Here is a 12,846-nt window from a genome sequence, read left to right as displayed (position 1 = left end):
ATGCCTGTGAACGAAAAGTAAATAAATGTAAATGAATGAGAAATCATTGACGGACCCGTCCTACCGTAATAAGATAGCATTAACGCTTTAAAGCTTTCTACCTATACATAGGAGGGTCTAATAATGAAATCAGCCAAGCTTCTTTCCTTGCTCGTTGCCGTACCGTTGATTTTTGCGGCGGGATGTGGGTCCAAACCCGCTGCGCCAGCCAATGACAACGCCGGAGGAGCATCAACACCTAGTAAAAAAGTAGTGAAAATCGGAATTTCCCAAATCGTCGAGCATCCTTCGTTGAACGCGACGCGTGAAGGCTTTCTGGCCGCGTTGAAGGAAGCGGGGTATGTTGACAAAGATACGATGCAGCTCGATTATCAAAATGCGCAGGGCGATCCGACTACCAATTTAACCATTGCTCAAAAATTTGCCGCGGATAAAAAGGATCTCGTGCTTGCTATTGCAACGCCTTCCGCTCAAGCGGTTGTTCAGAACGTGAAGGATGCTCCGGTATTATTCGCCGCTATAACCGACCCCGTGGGGGCTAAGCTGGTGAAATCGTTGGATCAGCCGGGCGGTAATATAACCGGTGCCGCGGACACGAACCCTGAATCGATCACCAAGCTGATGGATCTGATCGCATCCGACTTCCCTAAAGTAAAAACAGTCGGCGTCGTTATCAACGAAGGTGAGCCGAATGCAGTCGTCATGCTGAAAACGGCAGAAGCTCAGCTTGCCAAGCATAATATTAAGGTGATCAAAGCTGCTGTAGCCAACAGCTCTGAGGTCAAGCAAGCTGCCGAGTCTTTGGCAGGCCGGGTTGACGCATTCTATACTACATTGGATAACACAGTCATCAGCGCCGTTGAGTCCATTATTAAAGTGGCTAATGACAAAAAAATTCCTTTGTTCTCTGCTGACCGCGATACGGTGGAAAAAGGAGCAGTGGCCACCTACGGCTTCAAATACTACGATCACGGCTACCAAGCTGGTAAAATGGCTGTAGAGATATTGAAGAACGGTGCAAAACCAGGCGATATGAAGGTCACTTTCCCTGATAAGCTCGACCTGATCATCAACCAGGCTGCAGCCAAGCAGCAAGGGGTAGAAATTACAGACGCTATCAAAAATAAAATGCTAGATAAAAACAATCTGTTGAACGGTACTGCGAAATAATAACGCTTTAGAGTGACCTTCGCTGTTTCATTGCAAGGTCGCTTTTCATTCTTTATTGGAGGCTGGAAACATGGATGCTTTCTGGAGTTCGGTCGAACTCGGTTTAATTTATGCTATCATGGCTCTGGGAGTATATATTACATTCCGGATACTGGACTTTCCCGATCTGACGGTAGACGGCAGCTTCACTACCGGCGGCGCGATTGCTTCGGTCATGATCGCAGGGGGATCATCGCCGCTCTTGGCGACGGTCCTGGCTTTTGTCGGAGGCGTCCTTGCCGGTGCCTGTACCGGCTTGCTGCATACCAAAGCGAAGATCAACTCCTTGCTCGCAGGGATATTGATGATGATCGCCTTGTACTCTATCAATCTCCGCATTATGGGGAAATCCAACATTCCTCTGCTTGGTGAGGACACGCTCCTTACGGGAGTCCATGTACTGTACGTCATGCCGTTTGTCGTTATCATCGTGAAGCTCGCGCTGGATTGGTTCCTTCATACGGATCTCGGGCTTTCGCTCAGGGCTACCGGCGATAATCAGCGAATGATCCGAAGCTTTGGGGTCAACACAGACTCCACGATCATTGTTGGTGTCAGCTTATCGAACGGACTTGTCGCCTTATCCGGTGCTTTGGTCGCTCAATATTCGGCCTTTGCTGAAATTACGATGGGCGTAGGGATGATCGTGATCGGCTTGGCATCCGTCATTATCGGGGAAGCGTTGTTCGGTGCCCGTACGGTCATATGGGCGACTTTATCGGTAGTTCTGGGTGCGGTGCTGTACCGCTTGATCGTCGCATTGGCGCTTCGGGTCGGACTGGAAGCTACGGACATGAAGCTGATGACGGCACTTATCGTTATTGTTGCGTTGGCACTGCCTATGGTCCGTAAACGATTTAAACAAAAGGCGCTCATTCGGAAGCGGACCAGCCAGCTGGAGGGAGAGTGACATCATGCTTAATCTGGAAAAAGTGTCAAAGCTGTTTAATCCCGGAACCCCGGATGAGAAGGTGGCTCTGTCCAATATTCAGCTGAATATGAAGGAAGGCGACTTCGTTACCGTCATTGGGAGCAATGGCGCCGGAAAGTCGACGTTAATGAACATCATTTCCGGTGTTATGATACCGGACAAAGGCACGGTCAAGATCGCCGGCCAAGCCGTAGAAAACGTACCAGAGCACAAACGGGCCAAATGGATAGGACGGGTCTTTCAGGATCCGATGGCGGGAACGGCTCCGACCATGACGATTCAGGAGAACATGGCGATTGCTTATGCAAGGAACAAAACAAGAGGGCTTGGCTTCGGCGTCACCTCCAAGAAAAAGGCGATGTTCGCGGAGCAGCTGAGCCGACTGGGCCTGAATCTGGAAAACCGGATGAATGCGAAGGTGGGCCTGCTCTCAGGCGGTGAGCGGCAAGCGCTGAGCTTGCTGATGGCAACCTTCACGGAGCCGCGCATTTTGCTGCTCGATGAGCATACGGCCGCATTGGACCCGTCCCGTGCCGAACTGATCACGAGATTAACACAGCAGATCGTGCAGGAAATGCACTTAACGACTCTTATGGTGACTCATAACATGGAGCAGGCTATCCGTCTCGGCAACCGGTTGATTATGATGGACAAAGGCAAAATCATTCTGGATGTGCCGGAGGAAGAGAAGAAGGGCCTGACCGTAGAACGGCTGCTCAGGGAATTCGAGCGCATTCGCGGAGAAAAATTTGTAGACGACCGTGTCGTCCTTGGATAAATAGCTAAAGCGCACTATCTGATCTGATGGATCAGGAGTGCGCTTTTTTTGGTATTTTGTTTTTGAAAAGGGCTTGAACTTGTTAAGAAAGGCTGTGCAAATAGCCTGAACGATATTTTGCCGGCGAGATGCCCGTATGCTGCCTGAACATGCGCAAAAAATAATTGTAATCGGTGAACCCGACCTGCGTAACGATCTCCTTAAGCGGCAAATCCGTATTGTGAAGCAATAACTTGGCCCGCTCGATCTTGATTCGGTTCGCATATTGCAGCGGCGTCAAGCCGGTATGCTTCTTCAAGCATTTGGACAGGTAATCGATGTGAAAATTGAAATGTCCCGACAGGTCATCCAGCCGGAACGGCCTATCGCTGGTCATATAGAGGTAGTTAATGATCTGCTCGCTAAGCTTCTGGCTTCTTGAGATGGTTTGGGTTCTCAGGCTTTTTTGCAGAGCGACGAAAAATTGCCCGAGCAGCGCTTGAAGCGGCAGCTGATTTTCCAATGAAAAGCGATTTTTCAGCATCAGCATTTGATCCAGCAATGGAAACAACTCACCCGTCTCTATTGGTCCGAATTTGGGCAGATACATCATCTGAATGCCGGGCTCCAAATCCCGGAAGGTGGGAGAAGGAGAGACGGCGGTCCATTGAACCTCATTGGCTGCAACGGTACGCAGCGGAGGCTCATGCATTAAATGCAAATAATACACCTCGGTTCCCTCCGGGCTGGGCTGATGTCCCCAATGTCTGCGGTTAGGCTCCAATATCAGCATGCCATTCTCCGGGATTTCGTACTCGATATGTTCTTCCGTCATATAAAACGCGCCTTTTTTTACCAAAATGATGTCATATAAGGGGAAGCTTCTTTCGTAGTGAACCGTGCCCTTCACTGGCTTCGAGAAGCCGACCGTCATTAGATGGGGCATCGGCGGTATCCGCAGTTCCAAGCAGTCCATAGTTATCACCTGCACAACAGAATTGAAAGCGTATAATAATACGTATGTCCCCATATTGTATCCATAAGAAATCAATAAAATCAATATAAATTGAATGTAACGTAGCCAAACTTAACACTGATTTTGTGCTTAAACGGATCGGGATTTTCTATAGGCTTAGAGGGTCCTATATGCTTAAATGAAAATAGCAGGAGTTACTTAGATGATGCAAGAGTCCCAGTGAACAAAAAACAGATAGATAAAGGAGAGAAATCAATGTCCTTAACATTTGAGAATTTAAGCGAAAAACTGAAGCCGGCCCCGCTCAACGGCGGTTTCCGTATGGACGGTTATTGGGTATGGTGCGGTTCCGTGGTGAAAGGAGAGGACGGCCGCTTCCATATGTTCGCATCCCGCTGGCCGCAGACGCTGCCTATGCACCCTGGCTGGATTATGGGCTCTGAGGTTGTGCGCGCGGTTTCGGACACACCGGAAGGACCGTACGAGTTCCAGGAGGTGGTCTTGCCTGCAAGGGGAGCCCAGTATTGGGACGGACGCAGTACGCATAATCCTCATATTACCAAATGCGGAGATACGTATTTGCTGTATTATATGGGCTCCACCCATCCGCTGCCGGAGCCGGTTCCGGGTGAAACCATAGGCCTTGACGATCCTCGTTGTATCGTTGGCCGTGCGAATAAGCGAGTGGGACTGGCCGTATCCAAAAGCGTGTTCGGCCCATGGGAGCGTTCGGATGCCCCGTTGCTTCCGACTCGCCCCGGCAGGTTCGACAGCTTCCTGACGTCAAACCCTGCGCCGTGCGTCCATAAGGATGGGTCCGTTTTGCTGGTCTATAAAGCGAGACGCTATGAAGGAAATGTACATGGCAAAATGACGATTGGCGTGGCTTATGCCGATCATTTCAGCGGCCCTTACGAACGGAGTCTGGATGAGCCGTTGTTCTCTCCAGAGAAGTTCCATATTGAGGATCCGTTCATTTGGAAGACGGAATCGGGCTATGAGCTCATTGCCAAAGATATGGATGGAAATATCGGCGGTGAGAAGCACGGCGGCGTACATGCGTTCTCCAAAGATGGCAAGCAGTGGGCGTTCTGCGAACGGCCTAAAGCTTATTCCCGAACGATCACATGGGAGGACGGTACCGTCCAAACGATGGGCAGTCTGGAGCGGCCGTTCCTGCTGTTCCAGGACGGCAAGCCGACCCATTTGTTTGCAGCCGTAGCCAATGGCCCTGGCGGTTTCCAAAAGGCGACAAAAACATGGAATATGTGTATTCCCATTGGAGAGTAGGGTAAATAGAAGCGGTTGGACGAACAAGTCCGGCTGCTTTTTTTTGCGCTGAAAAAAGGTTGAAAAAGGAATTTATTCCATGTGGTAGGAATAGGATGTACCCGTCTCGAATGTAATATGCAAGCGCAATCACTTTATAATTTGATCAAGGGGGAATGTCCATTGTCGTACCATACGGTGATGATGAAGCCAAGTGATAACGTTGCTGTCGCTCTGTCGAATATTCCTAAGGGGGCGGAGTTGACCGTAACCTGTCAGGATCGAACCTTTCCGGTGCTGCTGCTGGAGCCGATAGAATTTGGCCACAAGTTTGCGGTCACACCTATTGAAGCCGGAGGAGACATACTCAAGTACGGTGAAGTCATTGGAGCCGCTACAAGAGATATTCAAGCCGGTGAGCATGTGCATGTACATAATCTGGAAGGAAAAAGGGGAAGAGGGGATCAGCATGCCGCAATCTAATACAAGCTCCCGAAGCTTTTTGGGGTATAGGCGCCCAGACGGACGGGTTGGCGTCCGCAATCATGTATTGATTTTACCGACGATCGTATGTGCGACCCAGACCGCACAAAGAGTAACGGAACTGGTTCAGGGAACCGTTACGTTCATTCATCAGCACGGCTGTGCTCAAGTCGGCATCGATTATGAGCAAACGTTCCGCACGTATGTAGGAATGGCTGCAAATCCTAATGTATACGGTGTCATCGTATTGGGGCTAGGCTGTGAAACGCATCAGGCCCGAAGCGTTGCTTCCGAGGTACGCAAGACCGGTAAGCCTGTCGAGGTGGTTTCCATTCAGGACCACGGAGGCACTTTGTTCACGGTAGCCGAGGCGGCAAGAGCGGCAGCTAGAATGGTGCAGGAGGCATCAAGGGAACGAAGAGTAGAATGTGACTTCGGGGAATTGATTGTCGGCACCGAATGCGGGGGCTCGGATGCTTGCTCCGGACTATCCGCTAATCCGGCTGTCGGCGTGTGCAGCGACAAAATAGTCGATCACGGGGGGACCTCTATTCTCGCAGAGACGACGGAGCTCATCGGCGCAGAGCATTTGTTAGCCAGACGGGCCGTTGACGATCACGTAGCCAAAAGAGTATATCAGGTTATCGAAGCAATGGAGAAGAGGGCGTTCTCGATGAATGTGGACATTCGCACCGGCAATCCAAGTCCGGGCAACATCAAGGGCGGGCTAAGCTCTTTGGAAGAGAAGTCGCTCGGTGCCTCCAACAAATCGGGGACAAGACCTTTGCAGGAGCTCATCGATTATGCCGAGAGACCGAGCCGGAAGGGATTAGTATGGATGGACACGCCGGGCCATGATATTGAGCAATTGACAGGTATGGTTGCAGGCGGCGCACAGATCGTATTGTTTACCACAGGAAGGGGGACTCCTACAGGCTCACCGATAGCGCCGGTAATCAAGATTTCAACGAACACATCCATCTATGAAAAAATGAATGATAATATCGATTTGAATGCCGGAACGATTATTGAAGGAACGGAGACGATTGAATCGGTCGGCGACCGGATCTTTGAAGAAATTATTGAGGTTTGCTCCGGCAAGCTGACCAAATCGGAAATTTTGAAGCAGCACGATTTCGGTATTTGGCGGATCGGTCCGACATTTTAGCTGCGTTATACAGGACTTAAGTCGAGGATGATACCGGGCTGAGGACGGTTCATAGTTTTGGCATAACAACGTAAACTAGGGGAAGCTTATTTCGTAGCGAATCTAATCATCAGGTGTTGACTTTTTATGATCGAATCCTACTTGTTTCCCATCCGTTATGCGCTGTTAACCTTTCCGGTTGTCGCCTTTTTTTTCACTCTGCCGTTTTTGATTATACAGTACCGGGTATATGGCTATGTCCATCGCTTCCGCGGTGTCGTGCTGTATTCCTTCCTGCTTTACCTGTTAACGGCGTATTACTTGGTCATTTTGCCGCTACCCGATACCATACATACGTGTACAGGGTCCGGGGATACCTATACGCAGTGGACACCGTTTCGATTCGTGCAGGACTTCTTGAAGGAAACGCGTATCCGTCTGGATGAACCGGCGACCTATATCGGAGTCATCAGGGAGAGGGCATTCTGGCAGGTCGTTTTTAACATCTTGCTGCTGGTGCCTTTCGGGTTTGTGATCCGGTATTACTTTCGATTCAAATGGGTGTTTACATGCGCCGCGGCGTTCGGATTATCGCTATTTTTCGAATGGACGCAGTGGACGGGATTATACGGCATCTATGATTGTCCGTACCGTCTGTTTGATGTGGACGATCTGATGCTGAATACAGCCGGAGGGGCCATAGGCGGCGCTATTGCCGTACTGATGTCGAGACTCTTGCCATCGCTGGATCAGCTGGATGACGACGTGGACTTGAAGGCTATGCGGGTCGGATTCGTGCGGCGGTTTATCGCATTTCAGACCGATTGGGTACTCCTTGTCCCATTTGCAATGTATTTATTATATATCGGAGAACCGGTCTATTTTGCCGCTCTGATCTTTGGCTATTTTATTGTGCTTCCTTACCTGACGAACGGCTTTACTGCGGGTAAATATTTCGTTCGCATCCGTCTTCGCGGCCGGGGGGAGGACATCAAGTTCAATGAGCTGCTGATACGCTACGGACTGTTATATTTTGTTATCGGCGGTGCAAACGGTTGTGTTGCTTTTGCCGCAGTCCAGCAGCTGCAGCCCCTCTATTTCTTGCCTCTTTTATTAGCGGTAGCATGTATGGATGTGATGTTCGTAATCCATCTGCTAATCCGGGCCTATCGGCGGGACAAGGGCCTGTTCTACGAAATGCGGAGCGGGACTTATCACGAAATCAAATAATGTGCGTGCTGTGAATTAGAATTTGGTGAACACCAGCAGCATTAGACCATCAGATTCCGTTCTTGAGGACGGATTGCTTTTGGTCTTTTTGCTATTTTATTTTGTATTCGCCAGAAGCTTGCTTTTCGATTTGCATGAAGTACAGCTTGTTTTTTTCGTATTTATTTATGATTTCTTTCAAACTTTTGTTTTGTTTCTTTGAAACATTAAGCAGGTCATTTCTTTCGCAATAGAGATCAAAACCAATGATCTTCCGTTGTCATTTAACAGGAAAAAGCCGGCTTTGGATGCTCCTCCCAGGAATAAAAAGGAATATTGTGGAAGACAAAAAAACGAAACTTTACGGATGTTTAAACATCAATTTGTATAGAATCGTATGAATCATTGTACTAGAATGAAGACAAGAATAGACATTTTATTTTGTGCTTATAAAGGACATTGTTCAAAAGGAGACCGTGCTAGATGAACTCGACGACATTTCGCAATCCCGTTATACCCGGTTTTTATCCCGATCCGTCCATTTGCAGAGCAGGAGAAGATTATTATTTAGTGACCTCTTCTTTTGAGTATTATCCGGGCGTGCCTATTTTCCATAGTAAGGATCTGGTGAACTGGAGACAGATCGGACATGTTCTTGACCGTCCTTCCCAGCTCGATCTGGACGGCACGCCGACCTCCAAAGGAATCTATGCGGCGACTATTCGCTATCATAAAGGGATCTTCTATATGATCACAACCTTTGTTGTGAGCGCAACGGGGGCGCGAAGAAACTTCTTCGTAACCGCCGAGGATCCGGCAGGGCCTTGGTCAGACCCGTATTGGCTGCCTGATGCTCCGGGCATCGATCCGTCCTTGTTCTTCGATGACGATGACAAAGTATATGTCATGGCCAACCGTCAGCCGCCTTCCGGACAGCAGTACCCTAAGCATATGGAAATTTGGCTGCAGGAGCTCGACTTGGAAACCAAGCAGCTGATCGGGCCCAAATTTAGCCTGTGGGACGGCGCTCTGAAGCAAATTCATGCCCAAGAAGGTCCTCATTTATATAAAATCAACGGTTATTATTACTTGCTTATTGCGGAAGGAGGGACCGGATATACCCATTCAGTCACGATAGCGAGGAGTGAGTCGATAACCGGACCGTATGAGAACTGCAAGTCCAATCCGATCTTAACTCATCGTCATCTGGGCAGAAGCTACCCTATCGTCAACGTCGGACATGCGGATATCGTAGAGACGCGGAACGGGGAATGGTGGATGGTATGCCTTGCATCGCGTCCGTACGGCGGCGAGTACAGGAATTTGGGCAGAGAAACGTTCCTTGTTCCGTTCATTTGGGAAAAAGACTGGCCTGTCGTAAACCCGGGCAAAGGGATTGTCGAAATCGAAATGCCGCGCCCTAACCTACCGGAAACAAGATGGCCGTCAGCTGCTGCCTGTGATCCATTTGAAAGCGGTACACTGGGGATGCAGTGGAATTTTATCCGGACCCCTAGAGGAGAATTCTGGTCCCTTACAGAACGTCCGGGCTATCTTCGTTTAAAGCTGAAGCCGGAGCGGCTGTCGGAATGTGCGAATCCGAGCTTTGTCGGGCGGCGCCAGCAGCATATGAGCTTTGCCGCGCGTACGGTGATGGAGTTCGTTCCCAAGGCGAAGCATGAAGCCGCCGGACTCGTTTTGCTGCAAAACCAGGATTATCATTTCCGATTGGAGTACGCTCTGGGAGAATCCGGTCCTGTAATCAGGCTGATCCAGCGCAAGGCGGGAGAAGAAATCATATTAGGAGCCCATTCGGTAGATGCGGGCAAGCTTTACCTTAAGGTAGAGGCCATCGGGCAGGCTTATCATTTCTATTATGCAACCTCTTACGAGCAGTGGATTGCTTTGGCGGAGGATGTGGATGGAACCCTGCTCAGCTCTGATGTTGCCGGAGGCTTTATCGGAGCCTATATGGGCTTATATGCAAGCAGTGAAGGGGAAGCAAGCACGAACTACGCAGACTTCGATTGGTTTGAATACCTTCCGATCGAGGATTAAAAGGGGACATCGCCATGACAACAGGACAACAACAAATTCAAGAGCTGTTAATTGAGATGGATGCGTTATTCACGAATTTTTATTGTTGGCTCGGAGGCCAATATGACCCGGCTTCAGGCGGTTTCTATTACGCGCGGAGCTCGTTTGAAATGGAGAACTTCATTCCGGATATTGAATCGACGGCTCAAGCGCTCACTATTCTGGCACGCTCCGAGCTGCTGGATCGGCTGCCCGAATCGATGAAGCAAAGCATCGCTGCTTTTTTCCAGAAGAAGCAGGATCCTGCAACAGGCTATTTCTTTGATGCAGACGAGAACATGCGTAAGGACGAGGTCATGGTCATGAGAGCGCTTGGTTACAGCAGCAACTCTCTTCGCAGACTCGGGTCGGCGCCGCTGCATCCGCTTCCGCATCAAATGATCACCCGTCCAGAGCATTTAAGTACCCCGGAAACGTACGTTGCGTGGCTTAAGAAAGTGGATTTGCGCAACAGCTGGAGAGGCTGCGATTTCATGGGGACACCGAACCATCATATAGCTAAGATGGAAGAGGAGGAGCGGAATCGGTTTATTGAAGCGGGCAAAGCCTATTTTGCCTCCATTCAAGACCCGGAAACAGGCTTATGGGGCGAAGGCAACCGGTATATTCGCATATCCGGGACGTTTAAGCTGAGCGCGTTTTATACGCAATTCGGCATTCCTCTGCCTAATGTTGACCGTATTTATCAGACGATCCTGCAATGCCTGCGGGAGGACGAGGCCAGAGATATGTGCTGGATCCGCAATCCGATTGATTTGCTCGGTACGTTCGGGCATGTGCTGACCATTCCGCAGGAGGAATTGGCGGAGATTATCCGGATCACCATAGCTAATATGCGCAAGCTGCTGCGGGAGGATGGAGGCTTCTCCAGAGAAATTCATCAATCGCCGCCAGCTCCCAACGTTGCGCAGGTGAAGGAAGGGGAGTTTTATCCCTATATGCCGGCGGCCGTCCCGATCGGAAAAGGGCGGATTGAGGGCGATATGAACGCCGGTACGCAGGCTTTATTAATTCGCGAGTTTTGCCATAAGCTGGCCGGCATCGAGCACAAGCCGATTGATCAGGTAACGGAGACGTTTTTGCAAACCATTCAAGTTCACGGAGCATAAAAGGAGTTCGATGAACAGTGACTGTCAGAACCTATTCGAATCCTATTCGACCGGGATTCCACCCAGACCCTTCAATCGTACGTGTGGGCGAGGATTATTACATGGTCAATTCGACCTTTCAGTATTTCCCTGCCATTATTATTTCCCATTCCAGGGATCTTGTGAATTGGGAATATATTGGACACGCCATCACCAAGAGTGAGGATATTCCGTTGGCGGATTTGCCGGATTCCTACGGCATCTGGGCTCCTGATATCTCTTATCACAACGGAGTGTTCACGATTATGGCCACCCTGCGGCTGCATGCGTCCGGCCGCCACAATATTCTTATGACATCGGACAAGCCGGAGGGGCCGTACTCCAAGCCTGTCATTATCAATGAAGAAGGACTAGATCCTTCGTTATTCATAGACGACGACGGCAGCCGCTATATGGTCTATGGAGGAGGAGGCGCCAAGCTGCTGAGGCTGAATGACGAAATGACCGCCGCCGTAGGAGAGCCGATCTTCTTGTGGCCGGGTACGGGGAAAGCTTCGCCGGAAGGGCCTCATATACTGAAGAAGGACGGGTATTATTACATCATCCTTGCCGAAGGCGGTACCGAATATGGACACTGCGTAACGGCAGCACGTTCCCGAACGTTGACAGGTCCTTATGAAGCCTGTCCGCATAATCCCGTCCATACACAGACGGATCCGACGGCGGCCATTCAGCGCGCGGGTCACGGCAAGCTGGTACAAACCCAGCATGGCGACTGGTGGATGGTTCATCTGGCGGGCAGGCCAATCGGCGGGAACTATTGCGTGCTTGGAAGAGAAACCTGCCTGGAGCCTGTTCAATGGACAGAGGATGGATGGTTCCTGGTGAATGGGGGCTATGGCCCCAGCAATGTTCAGGCTGCACCTCAATTAGAGGAGCATCCTTATCCAATTACCGGGTTTGATGATTTTGATGATGAGAAGCTTCCGCTGCATTGGCAGTTCGTGAGAAATCCGGATCCGCCCGGGTGGTCCCTTCAGGAAAGACCAGGTTATGTAAGACTGTGGACCGGGGATGCGGATATTGATTCGATTGAAGCGAAGAATGTGCTTGTTCGAAGAGAGCAGCATCATGAATACGAAGCTGCGATGAAATTGGAGTTTCATCCGGAGGTTAACGGAGAGCAGGCCGGGCTTATATGCTATTATGATACGCGATGCTTTGTAAAGCTTTGTCTGATCTATGACGAGGGACTGAAGATCAAGCTGATTGAACGGCGGGCTTCCAGTACCCGGGTTCTCACTTCGGCAGAGCTGGAGGTTCAGAAGGAACTGTATTTGAAAGTTACAGTACAACGCGAGGCTAGAAGCTTCTATTACTGTACGGACGGATCCTCCTGGGAGCTTCTCGGGGTTATCCCGGATGCTCAATTTCTTAGCGATGAAGGAACCATGGAGAAGAAGGCATTTACGGGGACGATGGTCGGTTTTTATGCCAGCAGTGGCGGCTCCGGCAGACGTATTGCCGCTGATGTGGATTGGTTCCGTTACGACGTAGTGAGATAATCGAATCCTTTTGGGGAAAAAGAGACAGCGGACCGCTGTTTCTTTTTTCTTTATGCCAATATTTGCAGTGGACCTTCGTTCTCTAGGGATTGTGCTGATTACGCCATATTTGAAT

General features: G+C 50.0%; 11 protein-coding genes. 10 read left to right on the top strand and 1 reads right to left on the bottom strand.

All coding sequences use genetic code 11. The annotated features are described in order from the left end of the window. The first annotated feature begins 123 nt into the window (after window positions 1–123). The 3 genes from B1728_RS18640 (at window position 124) to B1728_RS18630 (ending at window position 2,918) form a co-directional block, all read left to right on the top strand. On the top strand, window positions 124–1,170 hold the full coding sequence (locus B1728_RS18640) for an ABC transporter substrate-binding protein (protein WP_079911867.1): 1,047 nt from the start codon (window positions 124–126) through the stop codon (window positions 1,168–1,170). A gap of 70 nt (window positions 1,171–1,240) precedes the next feature. Then, entirely contained in the window at window positions 1,241–2,119 is an 879-nt protein-coding gene (locus B1728_RS18635) for an ABC transporter permease (RefSeq protein WP_079911866.1), read from the top strand. A 4-nt stretch (window positions 2,120–2,123) separates the two neighbouring features. Next, on the top strand, window positions 2,124–2,918 hold the full coding sequence (locus B1728_RS18630) for an ABC transporter ATP-binding protein (RefSeq protein ID WP_079911865.1): 795 nt from the start codon (window positions 2,124–2,126) through the stop codon (window positions 2,916–2,918). A gap of 82 nt (window positions 2,919–3,000) precedes the next feature. Here B1728_RS18630 and B1728_RS18625 read toward each other — a convergent pair whose 3' ends face one another. After that, window positions 3,001–3,873, bottom strand: coding sequence for a helix-turn-helix domain-containing protein (locus B1728_RS18625; protein WP_179136079.1), 873 nt, complete (start codon window positions 3,871–3,873; stop codon window positions 3,001–3,003). Window positions 3,874–4,128: 255 nt separating this feature from the next. On the opposite strand from B1728_RS18625, the gene B1728_RS18620 reads away from it, so the two are divergent. From B1728_RS18620 to B1728_RS18590, 7 genes are all read left to right on the top strand, one after another. Beyond that, window positions 4,129–5,163, top strand: a complete 1,035-nt coding sequence (locus B1728_RS18620) for a glycoside hydrolase family protein (protein ID WP_079911863.1) — start codon at window positions 4,129–4,131, stop codon at window positions 5,161–5,163. Window positions 5,164–5,343: 180 nt separating this feature from the next. Beyond that, entirely contained in the window at window positions 5,344–5,625 is a 282-nt protein-coding gene (locus B1728_RS18615; RefSeq protein ID WP_225948168.1) for a UxaA family hydrolase, read from the top strand. Continuing rightward, window positions 5,612–6,793 (top strand): UxaA family hydrolase, encoded by a 1,182-nt coding sequence (locus B1728_RS18610; protein ID WP_079911861.1) that lies wholly within the window; start codon window positions 5,612–5,614, stop codon window positions 6,791–6,793. The genes B1728_RS18615 and B1728_RS18610 overlap by 14 nt, the downstream gene beginning before the upstream one ends. A 126-nt stretch (window positions 6,794–6,919) precedes the next feature. Next, window positions 6,920–8,002, top strand: coding sequence for a VanZ family protein (locus B1728_RS18605; protein WP_079911860.1), 1,083 nt, complete (start codon window positions 6,920–6,922; stop codon window positions 8,000–8,002). Window positions 8,003–8,464: 462 nt separating this feature from the next. Continuing rightward, on the top strand, window positions 8,465–10,039 hold the full coding sequence (locus B1728_RS18600; protein ID WP_079911859.1) for a glycoside hydrolase family 43 protein: 1,575 nt from the start codon (window positions 8,465–8,467) through the stop codon (window positions 10,037–10,039). Between the two features lie 14 nt (window positions 10,040–10,053). Further along, window positions 10,054–11,187 carry a hypothetical protein gene (locus tag B1728_RS18595; RefSeq protein WP_079911858.1) on the top strand — a complete coding sequence of 378 codons (1,134 nt, stop codon included), beginning with the start codon at window positions 10,054–10,056 and terminating at the stop codon, window positions 11,185–11,187. A 17-nt stretch (window positions 11,188–11,204) separates the two neighbouring features. Beyond that, the gene (locus B1728_RS18590; RefSeq protein WP_079911857.1) at window positions 11,205–12,731 is read left to right on the top strand and encodes a glycoside hydrolase family 43 protein; all 1,527 of its coding nucleotides are present in this window, start codon (window positions 11,205–11,207) and stop codon (window positions 12,729–12,731) included. Window positions 12,732–12,846: the final 115 nt, after the last annotated feature.

The organism is Paenibacillus sp. 32352 (genome assembly GCF_002042965.1).
GTDB classification, from domain to species: Bacteria; Bacillota; Bacilli; order Paenibacillales; family NBRC-103111; genus Paenibacillus_S; species Paenibacillus_S vulneris.
The sequence above is the reverse complement of the archived record's forward strand: the minus strand, read 5'-3'. Positions and strand labels throughout refer to the sequence as shown.